The organism is Natrialbaceae archaeon AArc-T1-2, assembly GCF_030273315.1.
Lineage (GTDB): Archaea > Halobacteriota > Halobacteria > Halobacteriales > Natrialbaceae > Tc-Br11-E2g1.
This window is the reverse complement of record NZ_CP127174.1, coordinates 1,639,086-1,653,034: the sequence shown is the minus strand read 5'-3', so window position 1 is coordinate 1,653,034 and position 13,949 is coordinate 1,639,086. Positions and strand designations below refer to the sequence as shown.

General features: G+C 64.1%; 21 protein-coding genes and 1 tRNA gene. 11 read left to right on the top strand and 11 right to left on the bottom strand.

The window, feature by feature from the left end; genetic code table 11:
• The first annotated feature begins 12 nt into the window (after positions 1-12).
• From QQ977_RS08520 to hisA, 3 genes are all read left to right on the top strand, one after another.
• Positions 13-1,671 (top strand): globin-coupled sensor protein, encoded by a 1,659-nt coding sequence (locus QQ977_RS08520; RefSeq protein WP_285925262.1) that lies wholly within the window; start codon positions 13-15, stop codon positions 1,669-1,671.
• A 156-nt stretch (positions 1,672-1,827) separates the two neighbouring features.
• Positions 1,828-2,949: a M20 family metallopeptidase gene (locus QQ977_RS08515; RefSeq protein WP_285925260.1), complete on the top strand. Its 1,122-nt coding sequence runs from the start codon at positions 1,828-1,830 to the stop codon at positions 2,947-2,949.
• Between the two features lie 48 nt (positions 2,950-2,997).
• Positions 2,998-3,723 (top strand): 1-(5-phosphoribosyl)-5-[(5-phosphoribosylamino)methylideneamino]imidazole-4-carboxamide isomerase, encoded by a 726-nt coding sequence (gene hisA / locus QQ977_RS08510; RefSeq protein WP_285925259.1) that lies wholly within the window; start codon positions 2,998-3,000, stop codon positions 3,721-3,723.
• 2 nt (positions 3,724-3,725) lie between these two features.
• On the opposite strand, the gene QQ977_RS08505 is transcribed toward hisA, so the two are convergent.
• Positions 3,726-3,995 (bottom strand): hypothetical protein, encoded by a 270-nt coding sequence (locus tag QQ977_RS08505; protein ID WP_285925258.1) that lies wholly within the window; start codon positions 3,993-3,995, stop codon positions 3,726-3,728.
• A 257-nt stretch (positions 3,996-4,252) separates the two neighbouring features.
• Here QQ977_RS08505 and hisB point away from each other — a divergent pair, with 257 nt between their 5' ends.
• On the top strand, positions 4,253-4,846 hold the full coding sequence (hisB, locus tag QQ977_RS08500) for an imidazoleglycerol-phosphate dehydratase HisB (RefSeq protein ID WP_285925257.1): 594 nt from the start codon (positions 4,253-4,255) through the stop codon (positions 4,844-4,846).
• On the opposite strand, the gene QQ977_RS08495 is transcribed toward hisB, so the two are convergent.
• The gene (locus QQ977_RS08495; RefSeq protein ID WP_285925256.1) at positions 4,847-5,257 is read right to left on the bottom strand and encodes an RNA-binding domain-containing protein; all 411 of its coding nucleotides are present in this window, start codon (positions 5,255-5,257) and stop codon (positions 4,847-4,849) included.
• Positions 5,254-5,823, bottom strand: a complete 570-nt coding sequence (locus tag QQ977_RS08490) for an AAA family ATPase (RefSeq protein ID WP_285925255.1) — start codon at positions 5,821-5,823, stop codon at positions 5,254-5,256. Before QQ977_RS08490 ends, QQ977_RS08495 begins: the two co-directional genes overlap by 4 nt.
• Before the next feature lie 364 nt (positions 5,824-6,187).
• On the opposite strand from QQ977_RS08490, the gene QQ977_RS08485 reads away from it, so the two are divergent.
• From QQ977_RS08485 to npdG, 6 genes are all read left to right on the top strand, one after another.
• Positions 6,188-6,655 carry a hypothetical protein gene (locus QQ977_RS08485; RefSeq protein WP_285925254.1) on the top strand — a complete coding sequence of 156 codons (468 nt, stop codon included), beginning with the start codon at positions 6,188-6,190 and terminating at the stop codon, positions 6,653-6,655.
• Positions 6,656-6,957: 302 nt separating this feature from the next.
• Positions 6,958-7,061 (top strand) — tRNA-Arg (locus QQ977_RS08480).
• A gap of 267 nt (positions 7,062-7,328) precedes the next feature.
• On the top strand, positions 7,329-7,490 hold the full coding sequence (locus QQ977_RS08475; RefSeq protein WP_285925253.1) for a hypothetical protein: 162 nt from the start codon (positions 7,329-7,331) through the stop codon (positions 7,488-7,490).
• Positions 7,491-7,694: 204 nt separating this feature from the next.
• Entirely contained in the window at positions 7,695-8,813 is a 1,119-nt protein-coding gene (locus tag QQ977_RS08470; RefSeq protein WP_285925252.1) for a putative sulfate/molybdate transporter, read from the top strand.
• Positions 8,814-8,899: 86 nt separating this feature from the next.
• Positions 8,900-9,157: a hypothetical protein gene (locus tag QQ977_RS08465; protein WP_285925250.1), complete on the top strand. Its 258-nt coding sequence runs from the start codon at positions 8,900-8,902 to the stop codon at positions 9,155-9,157.
• An 87-nt stretch (positions 9,158-9,244) separates the two neighbouring features.
• Positions 9,245-9,913 carry an NADPH-dependent F420 reductase gene (gene npdG, locus QQ977_RS08460; protein WP_285925249.1) on the top strand — a complete coding sequence of 223 codons (669 nt, stop codon included), beginning with the start codon at positions 9,245-9,247 and terminating at the stop codon, positions 9,911-9,913.
• A gap of 60 nt (positions 9,914-9,973) precedes the next feature.
• On the opposite strand, the gene QQ977_RS08455 is transcribed toward npdG, so the two are convergent.
• Entirely contained in the window at positions 9,974-10,243 is a 270-nt protein-coding gene (locus QQ977_RS08455) for a thioredoxin family protein (protein ID WP_285925248.1), read from the bottom strand.
• Positions 10,244-10,390: 147 nt separating this feature from the next.
• Between QQ977_RS08455 and QQ977_RS08450 the strand changes: the two genes are divergently transcribed.
• A complete protein-coding gene (locus tag QQ977_RS08450; protein WP_285925247.1) occupies positions 10,391-10,552 on the top strand; it encodes a preprotein translocase subunit Sec61beta in 162 nt (53 codons plus the stop codon).
• A gap of 110 nt (positions 10,553-10,662) precedes the next feature.
• On the opposite strand, the gene QQ977_RS08445 is transcribed toward QQ977_RS08450, so the two are convergent.
• The 7 genes from QQ977_RS08445 to QQ977_RS08415 form a co-directional block, all read right to left on the bottom strand.
• The gene (locus tag QQ977_RS08445; RefSeq protein ID WP_285925246.1) at positions 10,663-10,908 is read right to left on the bottom strand and encodes a DUF3194 domain-containing protein; all 246 of its coding nucleotides are present in this window, start codon (positions 10,906-10,908) and stop codon (positions 10,663-10,665) included.
• Positions 10,908-11,291, bottom strand: a complete 384-nt coding sequence (locus QQ977_RS08440) for a prefoldin subunit beta (protein WP_285925245.1) — start codon at positions 11,289-11,291, stop codon at positions 10,908-10,910. Before QQ977_RS08440 ends, QQ977_RS08445 begins: the two co-directional genes overlap by 1 nt.
• Positions 11,292-11,428: 137 nt before the next feature.
• Complete coding sequence (locus QQ977_RS08435; protein WP_285925244.1) at positions 11,429-11,692, bottom strand: KEOPS complex subunit Pcc1; 264 nt, start codon at positions 11,690-11,692, stop codon at positions 11,429-11,431.
• A 7-nt stretch (positions 11,693-11,699) separates the two neighbouring features.
• Positions 11,700-11,834: a DNA-directed RNA polymerase subunit P gene (locus QQ977_RS08430; protein WP_285925243.1), complete on the bottom strand. Its 135-nt coding sequence runs from the start codon at positions 11,832-11,834 to the stop codon at positions 11,700-11,702.
• Positions 11,835-11,836: 2 nt separating this feature from the next.
• A complete protein-coding gene (locus tag QQ977_RS08425; RefSeq protein WP_285925241.1) occupies positions 11,837-12,103 on the bottom strand; it encodes a 50S ribosomal protein L37ae in 267 nt (88 codons plus the stop codon).
• 59 nt (positions 12,104-12,162) lie between these two features.
• On the bottom strand, positions 12,163-12,882 hold the full coding sequence (locus QQ977_RS08420; RefSeq protein ID WP_285925239.1) for a DUF2103 domain-containing protein: 720 nt from the start codon (positions 12,880-12,882) through the stop codon (positions 12,163-12,165).
• A gap of 141 nt (positions 12,883-13,023) precedes the next feature.
• Complete coding sequence (locus QQ977_RS08415) at positions 13,024-13,947, bottom strand: GNAT family N-acetyltransferase (RefSeq protein ID WP_285925238.1); 924 nt, start codon at positions 13,945-13,947, stop codon at positions 13,024-13,026.
• Between the last annotated feature and the right edge of the window lie 2 nt (positions 13,948-13,949).

Sequence of the window (13,949 nt, the reverse complement as noted above, 5' to 3'; positions counted from 1 at the left end):
CATGTCCATCCTATGGATCCACAGCGAACGTTCGGGGAGGGTGAATTCAACGAGTTCGTCGACACGGACGAACTCGTCGAGAACATCGGCCTCGACGAGGACGAGATCGACTGGCGAAAGGACTTTATCGGTTTTGACGAACGGGACGAGCGGCGGTTATCGAACCTCGAAGAGCCGTTACGCGACCACCGCGAAGCGATCGCCGGCGACTTCTACGCGAATCTGACCCAGTACGACGAGGCGATCGAGATCGTCGATCGGTCGCCGAAGAACATCGACCAGCTCAAACGGACCCAGCAGGCGTATCTCGTCTCGCTTGCAACGGGTGAGTACGACCGGGACTACTTCAAAAACCGGGCTCGGATCGGCAAGCTCCACGAGATGCTCGACATGCCCCTGAAACAGTACGTGGGGCAGTACGGCGTCTACTACGATCTCATCTTCGAGCGGATCATGAACGACCGGATCCAGGATCGCGTCGTCGAAGCGATCGACGAGCGACTCGCCGAACTCGACGACCAGCAGACAGCCGACGAGGGCGGACTCCTGTCGGGCATCCTCGGTGGGGACGACGACGAGGACGACGACCTCGAGGACGGTATTGACGACGTGCTCGAAGAGACCGTCCGTGACGCCATCGACGACGGGATGCACGAGTTGCTGTCCGTGTTGCGGATCATCAACCTCGATCTGCAGGTCGCAGCCGACACGTACGTCGACGCCTACGCCCAGGACCTCGAGCGGGCGGTCAGCCGTCGAGACGAGCTGGCAACCGAAGTCGAAGAGGACGTCGAAGCCCCGATCCAGGAGCTCCACGACGCGAGCGAGGGCGTCGCGACGCGTGCCGAGCGGATCAGCAGAATGACCGACAAGCAGGCCGAAGACGTCGGCCGGGCGGCAACGGAGCTGTCGGACGTGAGCGCGGCCATCGAAGAGGTGTCGGCGGTCGCCGACGAGACGTATCAGGCGAGCCAGCGGACGGAATCACTGGCGGCGAGCGGTTCCGAGTCGGCCGACGAGGCGCTGTCGGCGCTCGAGGAGATCGACGAGGCGACCGAACGGGTCAGTGCGGCGGCTGCTGACCTCGAGAAACGGACCCAGGAGATCGACGCGGTCGTCGAACGGATCGACGAACTGGCGAAACGAACGAAGGTGCTCGCGACGAACGCGAACATCGAGGCCTCACGCAGCGGCGGCGGTGACGCCGACACGCTGGGCGTGATCGCCGACGAGGTCATGTCGTTCTCGGAGAACGCACGCGACGATCTCGAGGAGATCGAAGACGTGGTCGAGGAAGTCCGCGAAGGCGCCGTCGAGACGGTCGACGCGATGGACGAAACCGTCGACCGGGTCGACGAGGGAACCGACCTCGTCCGCGAGACTATCGACGATCTCGATGCCATTCACGAATCGGCACAGACGACCGCAAGCGGCATGGACGACGTCGCCGAGGCGACCGACCAGCAGGCCGAAAGCGTCGAGGTGATCGCGACGACCGTCGAGGACGTCTCCCAGGCGGCTGACAGCGTTGCACGAGAGGCCGAGGCCGTCGCCGCAGCCAGCCAAGAGCAGTCTGCGAGCATCAACGAGGTCGTCCAGTCGGTGAGCCGACTCACCGAACCCGAAGAGATCACCGAAAAACCGCTGTACGAGCAGCTTTCAGCCGACTAAGCGTCTTCCGTTCCGAAGCTGTCATACGGATCGTTGTACCGTGTTCCCGGTGATCGCTGCCCCGTTCGAACGATCACCGGGAACGAGTCACAACAGACCGTATCAGTCAGCGGCCGATGGGGTCAACACGCTCGAGGCGGTATCGGTCCGTATCGTATGACAGTACTCGAGCTGACCCGCAAGCTCGTCGCGATCCCGAGTCACGACGACGAGGCGGCTGCAGGCGACTACCTCGAGGGGTGGCTCCGCCGCGAGACGGATGCAAACGTCTTCCGTGACGAGATCGGGAACGTGTTCGCTCGGACTGGCGAAGCTTGCGGCGCCGAGACCGAAGACCGTGCGACGCTCGCGTTCGTCGGTCACCACGACGTCGTCGCCCCCGACGGCACGCAGATCGACGGCGATGGCTACGCCCTCGAGGAACGCGCAGGGCGGCTCTACGGCCGCGGTACCGCGGACATGAAAGGCACGCTCGCGGCGGCGACCGTCGCCTTCCGGGACGTCGCGAACGCGGAAATCGATCGAAGAGACGGCGAGCCTGCGCGGGAACTCGTCTTCGCGAGTTTCGTCGGCGAGGAAGTCGGCGGCGTCGGCGCTCGACACGCCATCGAACACGGGTTCGTCCCCGACTACGCCGTCGTCGGCGAAGGATCGACGGGGTATTCGGGACCGGACGTCACCGACGTCGCCGTCGCTCACAAGGGGCGACGCGGGAGCACGATCACCGCCTACGGCGTCTCGTCTCACGCCAGCGAACCCCACGCCGGCGAGAACGCGATCTATCGGGCGACAGACGCCGTCGACCTCGTTCGCAGCCTCGAGGCCCCCGCCGTCTCGGTTGCCGGCGACCGCCTCGAAGGCAGCGTCGTCGTCACCGAGATCGACGGCGGCGCGGCGATGAACGTCGTTCCCGACCGATGTACGATCACGGTCGACGAGCGAACCGTCCCCGGCGAACGTGCCCCGCTTGAGCGCGTCGAACGGATAGACGGCGTCGAGTGGACCGTCGACCAGGACCTGCCGCCGATGCGGTGTACGGACGAGACGTTCGCCGAGACGGTGCTCGCGGCCGCAAGCGAAGTGCAGTCGGGCTCACCCGCCCTCGTGACGAAACCCCACGCGACCGACGCCGGCTGGCTCGCGGCGGCGGGCACCGACTGTGTGATCTGTGGCGCTGCAGAACCCGGCGAGGCCCACACGGAAGACGAGAGTGTCTCGGTGACGGTGCTCGAGCGCTGTCACGAGATCTATCGAAGCGTCGCACGACGGTGGCTGTGACCGAGACGAACCGTCGCCTTTACTCGCGTCGGCCTCTCGCTCTCTTCCATGCACGAGGGGTTCGAGGTCATCCCGGCGGTCGACGTACAGGACGGTGAGGTCGTCCAGCTGGTCCAGGGCGAACGCGGCACCGAGAAACGCTACGGCGACCCGGTCGAAGCCGCCCGACGCTGGGTCGAGGCGGGTGCGGAGACGCTTCACCTGATCGACCTCGACGGCGCGTTCGAGGGCGAACGAGCGAACGCCACAGCCATCGACGCGGTCGTCGACGCGGTCGACGTTCCGACCCAGCTCGGCGGCGGGATCCGGACGGCCGAAGACGCCCGCGACCTGCTCGAACGCGGCGTCGACCGCGTCATCCTCGGCACCGCGGCCGTCGAGAATCCGGAACTCGTCGGCGAACTCAGCGACGAGTATCCCGACGGCGTCGTCGTCAGCCTCGACGCCAAAGACGGCGAGGTCGTCGTCGAGGGCTGGACCGAAAGCGCAGGGATCACGCCGGCCGACGCCGCAAAGCGGTACGAAGAACGCGGTGCCGCGGCGATTCTCTTCACGAACGTCGACGTCGAAGGGCGACTCGAGGGCGTCGATACGGAGCCGGTCCGAGAGCTCGTCGACGCGACCGACGTCCCGGTCGTCGCAAGCGGTGGCGTGGCGTCTCTCGAGGACGTGGCCGCGTTACGCGACGCCGGCGCGGCCGCAGTTGTCGTCGGCACCGCACTGTACGAGGGTGCGTTCACGCTCGAAGAAACGCACGACCGACTCGAGGAGTAAACTCACGGCCGGTTGTAATCGTGGCCGACGTAGAGTGCGAGTGAATTTACCACGAGCAGCGTCAGGAAGGCGACGGTGACGGTCGGATTCTCGAGCCCGCGAACGAGGAGCGGAACGTACACGAACGGGAGGGCGATCGCGGTCCAGAACGCGAGAAACCGGATCGGACCCCTGATCGAATCGACGAATCGACTGTACAGGTGTGACGGCTCCGAGTCGGCGTCGGCGCCGGAGGGAGGGACCGTGTCATCCGAAAGCGGGGGTGTTGACATTGTGAGACACCTTCGGTGTAACAGTGACTTTCACTACAGACATCATATAATACGGTGAATATTCGATCCGTTTCGACCCGTTTTACCGATCACAGGGGACGCATACGTCGTTTCGAAACGTCCGCTACTGCGGTCTAAAATTTTATACAGAGTTCTGAGGGCGTTTCGTATTTTAACACGAACGAACGCCGAACTGGGCTCGCGAGACGGGAACAGAGAGCGGAATCGCCTTGTATCATCGGTCGCCTCGTTCGTCCATGAGCGATCGAACCGCGACCGTCACGCGCGAGACCGCAGAGACGACGATCGAGTGCACTCTCGCGGTCGACGGCACCGGCGAGACGGCCGTCGAGACGGGTATCGGCTTTTTCGATCACATGCTGACGGCGTTTGCCAGCCACGGGCTGTTCGATCTCGAACTCGAGTGCAACGGCGACCTCGAGGTCGACGACCACCACACGGTCGAGGACGTCGCGATCGCCATCGGGACGGCGTTCGACGAGGCGCTCGACGACCGCACTGGCATCGTCCGGTACGCGGATCGACGGGTCCCACTCGACGAGGCCGTCGCCGCGACGGTCGTCGACGTCAGTGGCCGCCCACGGTTTTACTTCGACGGCGAGTTCTCCCAGGCCCACGTCGGCGAGTTCACGAGCGATATGGCCAGACACTTCGCCGAGTCGCTCGCGACCAACGCCGGCCTGACGCTACACCTGTCGGTCGACGGCGAGAACGCACACCACGAGATCGAGGCGCTTTTCAAATCACTCGCACGAACGCTGGACGACGCGACCCGGATCGACGAGCGCCGCGAGGGGACGCCGAGCACGAAAGGGACGCTCTCGGAGTGATCACTCGATCGGCCGGCCGTCCTCGGTCGGTGGCGCGACGTGGTCGACGTAGGACTCGAGGTCGGGGTCGTCGACCCGGACGCGAACGGTGATCTCGCCGAGTTCGTCGGATTCGCCGACGGCGAAGTTCACCCGCCCCTCGAACGCCGCCTGTTTTTTCAGCGCGAACGTAAACGTACCGTTCTCGCGATTCGTGAAGAACTCCCCGCGGGCGGTGTCGAGAATTTCCTGGCGGTGGAGCAGCTCGGAAAAGTGCTCGAGGGAGTGTGCAGTCCCGCGGACCTCTCCGTGGGCCTCCTCGAGGTCGGCCTCGGGGAAAACGTTCGCGACGGCGTCTGCGACGCGGGAGGTCACCTCGGTGTCGTAAACCGGTGCCGTGATTTCGACGTCGATGCGGTAAATGTCAGTCATGAGTTTGCGTTTCGTGTCCTCGTATGTTTGCGAATGAGCGATCGGATCCGGTCGTGAAACGACTCGAGCGAACCGGTGTTCTCGACGACGACGTCTGCACGTTCCATGGCGTCGTCCATCCCGAAGCCTCGCTCTCTGTCGTCACGGGCAGCGAGTGCCTCGCCGCCGTCGTCCTGGCTCGCGTCTCGTCCTCTGGCGTCGATCCGCTCGGCTCGGAGTTCAAACGGCGCGTCGATGCTGACGAGCGTGAAGTCCTCGCCGAATCGCTCCTCGAAGACGTCGACCTCGGCGTCCGAACGGATGCCGTCGACGAGGACGACCTCGTGGTCTGCGAGACGATCGTCGATCATCGGCAACGACCGTTCGGCGATCGCTGCCTGCCCGTCTTCTTCGCGAAGCGCCTGTGCAACCGTACCGTGGTCTTTCGTCGGGTCGAGTCCGCGGTCTTTGGTCTCCTGACGAACGACGTCGCCCATCGTCACTACCGGAATCCCCTCCTCGCGAGCGACCGTGGCAGCTTCGCTCTTGCCGCTGCCGGCAAGTCCCACGGTTGCGATAACCTGCATCGGGAGAGGGTACAGGCGTAGCGTGTATAAGCGCTGTGTTCGTCGCTCGTCACACGCCGGAGCCGCTCTCGAGCGCGAATTTCGACCATCGAAACGTCATTAACGGGGGTGTACTGCGAGCAAACCTAACCCCTCGGGGACGACGAACGGCCCGTACGAGCGTCGTCCCGGCAGCATTCGGAAACGAAACGTTCTGACACGATACGAGCGCCGTAGAACCCGGTTGCACGAGGAGAAACGGCGGTCGCGTTTGCAACTGTTCGCATATCCAGGTTGGAAAGTCGATAATTCGTCTGAATCGGAATTGATCGAGCGAACGGAGCATCCACATTATTGGGAGGTTCCTCGTTGGATCGACTGCGCTATGACAGACCCATCGAACCTCGATAGACGTCGGTTCACGAAGGCGCTCGGCGTCGGTGCGATCGCAGCGATTGCGGGTTGTATGGACAACGACGACGACGGTCCGATCGGCGACGACGACGGTGGTGAGGAAGAGCCCGGTGAAGACGACGAGATGGACGACGAAGACGACGAGATGGATGACGGAGACGACGGTCTCGGCGACGACGAAGACGGCGAGATGGATGACGGAGACGACGGTCTCGGCGACGACGAAGACGACGAGATGGATGACGGAGACGACGATCTCGGCGACGACGAAGACGACGAGATGGATGACGGAGACGACGGGCTCGGCGACGACGAAGACGATGGCCTCGGTGACGATGAAGGTGACGAGATGGACGATGAAGACGGCGAGATGGGCGACGGTGACGGCGAAGACGACGAGATGGACGAAGATGACGAGGACGGCGGACTTGGAGCGTAATCACGACTGCTGACGCGGTCAGCACCGTTCTTTTTTCGACCGTCTGAAGACAGATGTTGATACGTTGGAACTATCACAATCGGTAACGAGAATCTGCGGAGGGACCACGTCGGGCAATTCCGAGCACACCAGTTTCTGCCGGGACGTATCGTTCGCTGTGCTCGTCACTTCTCGTGTTCGCGAGTACGATCACCTCGAGGTCTCGTCGAGTCGACCGTCAGAGTGACTGCGTTCCGCGTTCACGAATGATCGGCGGGATAATCCGCACCGCTTATACCAATTGATCGTCGATTCGTACTCGAGGGCACGTAGCTCAGTCTGGACAGAGCGTCGGACTTCTATCCTCATCGCAGGTGCGATGGGGGAAGACATCCGACGGTCGTGGGTTCAAATCCCATCGTGCCCGTGAAGTCGCCGAGCACTACGAGGCGTGCTGAACCGCAGTACGCAGGGGATTTGAATTAGACCGAGGTTCTGCACGAAGCGCAGGTTCTCGGGCGTCGTTCAAATCCCATCGTGCCCGTGCGAAAACTGTCGGTTTCTGCCATCTCCCCGAAGCTCCGCGTAGGTGTCGGTACAGCCCACGCCCTCGCGGAATCATTGGTACCAATCCACAAAGAAGCAAGAAAACAGTAATACTAATATATTGGTACGAAAAACCTCGTGTTGAATTATGAGTATCACCACCATCGTTGCCATCCTCGCGTCCATCACGGTCGCCGTGTCCACGCTCTTTTTCGTGGCAGTCGCGCTCGCGCCACACCTCTCGAGTGCGTGGGCAAAGAAAGTCGTCGCGACGCCACAGGGCGACTCGAGCGACGCGGAACCGCAGTAAATCGCGGGACCTCGAGCCGCCGTTTTTGTACTCGGCTCGTCGGTAGTGACGTCTATCCATCGGCCTCGCTCGGCCGTCGGTACGGGACTAGCCTCGTGCGCCGAAGCGCAACTGAAGTAACTGATGTCAGTTACCCCATGTCAGAGAGTAACGCACGGGCGTTACTAACAACAGTGAAGGGTCCGGGGGCCATAGCATCTTTCGATGGCCATTTCGTCGGTGTTCGGGACAGAACACGAACTCGAGTTCTCGTCGTCGGAACTCTCGGGGGCGTTAGGAGATTCGGTTACGGTTCTTCCCTTGATCGTTGCGCTGGCGATGACAACGAGTGTCTCGTTACCCCACGTGCTCGTCGGGTTCGGCGTCTTCCAGATCGTCTGGGGACTGTACTACGGGATGCCGATCTCGGTCGAGCCGATGAAGGCACTCGTCGGGCTGGCGATCGTCGGCGTACTCTCGTATGCGGAACTTGCCGCCGCCGGCTTGCTCGCGGGGGTCGTCCTCCTCGCAGCCGGTCGCTTCGGGCTGATCGGTCGCCTCCAGCAGGTCGTCGGCGAGCCCGTCGTCCGCGGGATTCAACTCGCCGTTGCGCTGTTGTTGCTCGAGGCGGCGGTCGGGCTCTCGGTCGGGAACGTGCCGGTGGCCGCCGCCGGGCTCGCGCTGGTGGTCGCACTCGCCGTCGTCGGCTACCGGCAAGAGAGCGTCCTCGTCGTGTTAGGCGTCGGCGGCGTGGCCGCCGTCCTCGTCGCGGGGCTTCCGTCGCCGACGCTGCCTGCACTCGCGGTCTTTCCGGCTGGCTCGCCGACCGCGAGCATCGCCGCGCTCGAGGGAACCGTCGCCCAGCTGGGGATGACCGTCGGGAACGCGGCGATTGCGACCTCGTTGCTCTGTGCCGACCTCTACGATCGGCGAATCTCGGCGGACGACCTCTCCGAAAGTATGGGCGTCACCTGTCTGGCGGCAATCCCCGCCGGCGGCGTGCCGATGTGTCATGGCAGCGGCGGACTGGCCGGCAAGTACGCCTTCGGCGCTCGGACCGGCGGCGCGAACGTCCTGCTCGGGGTCGGCTATCTCGCGCTCGCGCTCGTCGCCACCGGCGCGTTGCTCGCGGCGTTTCCGCTTGCCTTACTCGGCGTCTTGCTCGTCGTCGTCGCCCTCGAGCTCGGCCGGGCCGCGCTGGCTCCGATCGAGACGGTGCCCGCACTCGCTATCGTCTTCGTCGTCGGTGCCGTCGGGCTAGTCGGCAACGTGGGGCTCGCGTTCGTCCTCGGAACGGTCGCGTACTGGCTCGTCTCGACTCGTTTCGGAGCGGATGGTCGATAGACGTTCGCGAACGTCCGAACCGGTACCGTACCGACACAGGCATCGCAGGGCCGTCGTTCATAGGTGTGGCCGGTGGACGGCGACGTATGTCCGACGACGAACTCGAGCCAATCGCGCACGCCCTCGATCGAGCGACCGGCCTCGAGGACGAGGCGGCACTCGCCGTCCTCGAGTCGGCTCGTGACGACGTGCACGAGCTCCGTACCGAGCCAGCAGTCGACGAGACGCGCCGACAGGCGCTCGCGGATCGACTCGACCAACGGATCCGCGAGGTGGGAGAACGCGAGGCCTACGATAGCGAACTGGGTGCAGCGATGAATCCCGACGACGAAGACGCCCCGTGAGCCCGTCGTGTTGGACGACGGTGCCAGGTAGCGGCGACGATGGCCGCCCCCGGTCCCTTTAATCCCATCCCGGCCGCAGGAACGACCATGCGAATCGCACTACTGGGCGGTACTGGAGACATCGGACAGGGGCTTGCCCTGCGGTGGGCGTACGACACTGATCACGAGATTCTGATCGGCTCCCGTGATCCCGAGAAAGCCCGGACAGCAGCCGAGGAGTACGAGACCGAACTCGACAGCCGCGGTCGCGATCGAACGATCAACGGGTTTGCAAACGAGATGGCGGCCGACCGGGCGGACGTCGTCGTCCTCGCCGTTCCGCCGTATCACGTCGGCGACACCGTCGACGCCGTCGCCGAAAAGCTCGACGACGAGACGATCCTCGTCAGTCCGGCCGTCGGCATGAAAAGCGACGGCGACGGGATGCACTACCACCCGCCGGGCGTCGGCAGCGTGACGGAGCTGGTCGCAGACCGCGCTCCCGACGGCGTCGCAGTCGTCGGCGCGTTTCACAACCTCGCCGCCGATCGGCTGGCGAACCTTGAACTCGAGTTCGACCTCGACGTTCCCATCGTCGGCGACGACGAAGACGCAAAAGAGACCGTCCGACTGCTCGCGACGGGGATCGAAGGGTTGCGGGTCGTCGACGCCGGGCCGCTCGCAAACGCCGCCGAGGTGGAGAGTCTGACACCGCTTTTGATCAACGTCGGCCGGTACACCGACGACCTTCACGACGTCGGCATCCGGTTCATATAACCCGTCGGTCTCGAGCGACGATCTTCACGACGTCGGCGGCCGGCGATCGGCGCCGATCAGTTACGCGCCGGCGGACTCGAGGGCGTCCTCGAGGTCACCGCGCTGGGTGACGCCGACGAAGCGCTCGACGACGCCGTCTTCGTTCTCGACGATCAGGGTCGGCAACGATCGTACCTGGTACTCGTTTGCGATCTCCTGTTGTTCGTCGACGTTGATCTTCTCGACTTCGAATCTTCCTTCCCAGTCTTCCTCGAGTTCCTCGAGGATCGGATCCTGGGTCTTGCAGGGGCCACACCAGTCTGCGTAGAAGTCCTTGAGCGTGACAGTCATACCGTTCATTGGGTGTTCCGTCGCATCGCGCATAAGGGTTTCCCACCCGCCGAATCGGTCTCCGACGAGCGCGATCCGTCGAGTAGACGCCGACAGTTCGGATCGGGTGTCGAAAGATTTAGTGTCGGGTAGCCCCGTGTGTCGCATATGGACAGAGGACAGAACACTGGCGGACTGATGTCCAGTGCCGGACTCGTCCGGTACTTCGACTCCGAGGACTCGAACGCGATCCAGATCAATCCGAAGACGGTCATCGCCTTCGGTGTCATGCTGGGCGTGCTCGTCCAGTTGTTGACGTTCGTCGCATAATCGGCGGTCTGCGTTTTTCCCGTTTCCTTCCGCGCTTGCGGTCCGATAGCGACGGCTCGATCCGTACGGGTCGATCGTTCACCGCAAAAAACCGAAGCGGCGGGTTCAGTCTAGCCCTCGAGTAAGTCGTCGACCGCCGCTCGAGCGGCCAGCGCCGCGTCGTCGGCGACCCGTTCGGGATCGACGTCGTCGTCTGGGGCGTCGAGATAGACGTCGACCTCGAGGACGCCGTCCTCGAAGGTGACAGTGACGTCCATATCGCGGACGTCGGACTGCTTGTACCGCGAGAAGATCAACCCCTCGGCAGCCTCCGCGGCGGTTTCGACGACCGTTTCGTCAGACGGCTGGGTTGGCATTACGCGCCGCCGGCACCGGGTCCACCCATCCCGCCACCCATGCCACCGAGTAGGTCCTCGAGCTCTTCCTGGAGCTGTTCGAACTGCTGCTGGACGCGTTCTTCCTGCTTTTCGAGCGTCTCGAGACGGATCTCGAGGTTGTCGACTTTCTCCTCGAGGTCGTCTTCGGCGTCGTCGTACTCGGTTTCGACGAGCAGTTCGCCGACCTGTCGGTACATCGTGGTCTCTTCGTCGATCGAGTCGAGTTCCTCGAGGGCGTTCTCGGCGTCGGTGAGCGTCGACTCCGCTTCCTGTTTCTGGGCGGCGACGGTCTGAGCCGTCTCCTGGAGGTCCTGCAGCTGTTCGATTTTTTCCTGCGCTTCCGGCGGCAGATTACCTTGCATATCTCGACTCTCGCCCTCCGGACTGATAAAGCCAAGCTTTGTCACCGACCGTCCAGGACATCGCGTCTCGAGTGCGATCGATGCCCGAGCGGGGTGTTGTCGGCAGTATGCCACCTTCGCGTAGCGATCAGTCGCGTTCACCCGGTTTCGAACCGACCACCGAGCGCCGTCGACCGTTCTGCAACGTCGATCAGCGTACACCAGGTGTTCAACGCAGCCCGGAGCGCGGTCCGGTCTCGCGCGTCGACCGCGAGCGTGAGGACCGGTCCGTCCCTGTCGATCCTCGCCCGTGACCGTTCGTCGTCGATCTCGCCGATCTCGCGGGCGACAGCGTCGTAGACGACGCGTGCTCGAGTCTCCTCTTCGTAGGCGAACTCGAGTGTCGCGTCGTGAGAGAACACGCGGCGGTTACTCGGCGTCGACTTCTTTCACGTCCCGGCTGCGTTCTTTCAGGAGGACGCGGTGTCCGCAGTACGGACAGCGGACGCCGCCGTACTCGTCCAGTTCGACGTCACGCTTGCAGCGAGAGCACTTGTAGCTCATACTTACTCGTCGTCGCCGAGTGCAGCACGAATCGATCGCGTGACGGCCTTTCCGGCGGGAGTCTCGGGGCGGTAGGCGCCGCCGGTGAAGACCTCGCCAGTTTCCTCGTTCTTCCAGATGCCAGTGCCGAGACGGGTGACGTCGTCGCCGTCGACTTGCGAGTTTCGCATGTCGTCTTCGATCTCGGCGACGCGGCGACGCGCGACGCGACCGTAGCGTGCGCCAAATCGACCCGCACTACCGACCTTTCGTTTCCCTTGTTCGGCCATAGTACCGTTCCGTACTCGCAGAGACCGTAAAAAGGTGTTGAGTTACGATCGAAAGCCGGCTACCGCAGGTCCGCCTCGGCGAGCACGTCGTTTAGGTCCTCGCGGACGCGTTCGCCCGTCTGTCGGTCGCGGGCCGTCGTAACGATCCGGTTCTCCTGGACGCTCGAGCCGTTTCGCAGGATCATCCGGACGTTGCCGCCGTCGTCGGCGCGGGTCACCTTCGCTCGCAACCCGGACTGAGACCCTTTCCCGCCGGCGTCGATCGGTCCCGGAATCACCTTCTTGACGTGTGGGTGGCCCGCGACGGTCTGGATCGCGCGCATTCCCGTTCGACCGCCGATCAGCGTCGAGTGGCTGCCGCCGATCTTCTCGACCGGCGGCGTTTCGACGACGTCGAGTGCCCGATCGCCGCGTCGCTCGAGGACCGTCTCGACCGGATCCGTGCCGTCGACGCGGTAAAACGAGTGATGCAGGTCGGTCCTGACGGCTCGGACGACATCCCGGTCGCCCGTGGCGTAGATTTCCTCCGGTCGCTTCCGTCGAATCTCGTCGGCGACTAGCCCCGCGAAGTTTCGCAACTCGACGACGACCGTCTCCTCGTCGTCCTCGGGCGTCGTCGTGATCGTCGTCTCGCCGACGACGTCCTCGCCGTCGAGTATCGTGATCGTCGCCCGGTCTCGGTCGGCCTCGAGAACGATCGTGTCGGCGTTTCCCTCCCGACAGACCAGACAGAAGTCTCCCGGCTTCTCGAGCGGCGAGGCGCAGTGCCGACACTCCATGTCGGTCGTTCGGGTCGCTGACGTAAAACGGACGCGTTTTCGTCCGTCGCCGCCAGGACTTCCGCCGTCCAGTGGCGGACGGTTATACTGTCGGACGTAACTGTGTGAAGGTTCTCGCCACCCCGAGACGGCGAGAATCGTTCACGACGTACGTCCGGCAGTATAACCGGTGAGGTCGACCTCGAGGACGAAATCTGCCTCCTCGGAGACGGTCTCACAGACGTACGCCGCGTCGGTGACGGAGGCGGCGGTTTCGGGGAGTAGCATCCGCGCCCCGTCGACCGCGAGTTCCCCGGCGTCTCGGGAAACGACAGCACACAGCGTTCGGGCGGACTCGAGGTCGTCCCACGCGCCGACGCCGTACTCGGCCCAGGTCTCGGTCTCGCCGTCGACCTCGCGTTCGACCGTCCGGACCCGGTAGGTCATCCCCGAGACGCCTCGATCGCCGACGACGGCGAAGACGGCCGTCTCCGCTGCCAGTCGCTCGAGGTCGCGACGGGTGAGCTCTCGCAACGCCCACGATTCGTCAGGATCGAGCGCGAGTCCACGGAGCCGGGTGCGGGCGTCGCTGTCGGTCCAGTAGCGCCACGCGACGGACGGATCGGAGACGACCTCGAGCGGTCCCGTCGCGTCGGGATCTGGACCGGGGTAGGCCCACCGGAACTCGGTAACCGGCTCGTAGCCGCCGGCGCGGGCAGCCCCGAGAGCGGCGACGTTCCACGAGAAGACGATGATCCGACCGACGGTCGCGTCTCGTTCGCGAGCCCACGCGAAACAGGCGTCGTTGAGCCGTTCGCTTACGCCCACGCGACGGTGCTCGGGAGCGACCCGCATCCCCTGGAACCACGCCTCGTCGGACGAGAGCATCACCGCCTGGACGAGACCTGCGACCTCGCCGTCGACCTCGGCGAGAAGCGTCTTCCGGTGGGGTTCGTCGTCGTCCTCGAGCCAGTCGTGGTAGATCCGCGGAATGTAGTCTCCGCCGCGGTCGGCCCAGACGTCGCTCGTCAGCTCCACGACCGCCTCGTAGTCGTCGTGTGTCGCGCGTCGGATCTCGAGGCTCATGG

Bases quoted from the DNA above. Each gene is read 5' to 3' on its own strand.
- QQ977_RS08465 (WP_285925250.1), top strand. From the start codon at position 8,900: ATGTCCGACGACGAACTCGAGCCAATCGCGCACGCCCTCGATCGAGCG.
- QQ977_RS08485 (WP_285925254.1), top strand. From the start codon at position 6,188: ATGACAGACCCATCGAACCTCGATAGACGTCGGTTCACGAAGGCGCTC.
- npdG (WP_285925249.1), top strand. From the start codon at position 9,245: ATGCGAATCGCACTACTGGGCGGTACTGGAGACATCGGACAGGGGCTT.
- QQ977_RS08475 (WP_285925253.1), top strand. From the start codon at position 7,329: ATGAGTATCACCACCATCGTTGCCATCCTCGCGTCCATCACGGTCGCC.
- hisB (WP_285925257.1), top strand. From the start codon at position 4,253: ATGAGCGATCGAACCGCGACCGTCACGCGCGAGACCGCAGAGACGACG.
- QQ977_RS08515 (WP_285925260.1), top strand. From the start codon at position 1,828: ATGACAGTACTCGAGCTGACCCGCAAGCTCGTCGCGATCCCGAGTCAC.
- QQ977_RS08450 (WP_285925247.1), top strand. From the start codon at position 10,391: ATGGACAGAGGACAGAACACTGGCGGACTGATGTCCAGTGCCGGACTC.
- QQ977_RS08495 (WP_285925256.1), bottom strand. From the start codon at position 5,257: ATGACTGACATTTACCGCATCGACGTCGAAATCACGGCACCGGTTTAC.
- QQ977_RS08420 (WP_285925239.1), bottom strand. From the start codon at position 12,882: ATGGAGTGTCGGCACTGCGCCTCGCCGCTCGAGAAGCCGGGAGACTTC.
- QQ977_RS08415 (WP_285925238.1), bottom strand. From the start codon at position 13,947: ATGAGCCTCGAGATCCGACGCGCGACACACGACGACTACGAGGCGGTC.
- QQ977_RS08440 (WP_285925245.1), bottom strand. From the start codon at position 11,291: ATGCAAGGTAATCTGCCGCCGGAAGCGCAGGAAAAAATCGAACAGCTG.
- QQ977_RS08425 (WP_285925241.1), bottom strand. From the start codon at position 12,103: ATGGCCGAACAAGGGAAACGAAAGGTCGGTAGTGCGGGTCGATTTGGC.
- QQ977_RS08445 (WP_285925246.1), bottom strand. From the start codon at position 10,908: ATGCCAACCCAGCCGTCTGACGAAACGGTCGTCGAAACCGCCGCGGAG.
- QQ977_RS08490 (WP_285925255.1), bottom strand. From the start codon at position 5,823: ATGCAGGTTATCGCAACCGTGGGACTTGCCGGCAGCGGCAAGAGCGAA.
- QQ977_RS08505 (WP_285925258.1), bottom strand. From the start codon at position 3,995: ATGTCAACACCCCCGCTTTCGGATGACACGGTCCCTCCCTCCGGCGCC.
- QQ977_RS08430 (WP_285925243.1), bottom strand. From the start codon at position 11,834: ATGAGCTACAAGTGCTCTCGCTGCAAGCGTGACGTCGAACTGGACGAG.
- QQ977_RS08470 (WP_285925252.1), top strand. From the start codon at position 7,695: ATGGCCATTTCGTCGGTGTTCGGGACAGAACACGAACTCGAGTTCTCG.
- QQ977_RS08455 (WP_285925248.1), bottom strand. From the start codon at position 10,243: ATGACTGTCACGCTCAAGGACTTCTACGCAGACTGGTGTGGCCCCTGC.
- QQ977_RS08520 (WP_285925262.1), top strand. From the start codon at position 13: ATGGATCCACAGCGAACGTTCGGGGAGGGTGAATTCAACGAGTTCGTC.
- hisA (WP_285925259.1), top strand. From the start codon at position 2,998: ATGCACGAGGGGTTCGAGGTCATCCCGGCGGTCGACGTACAGGACGGT.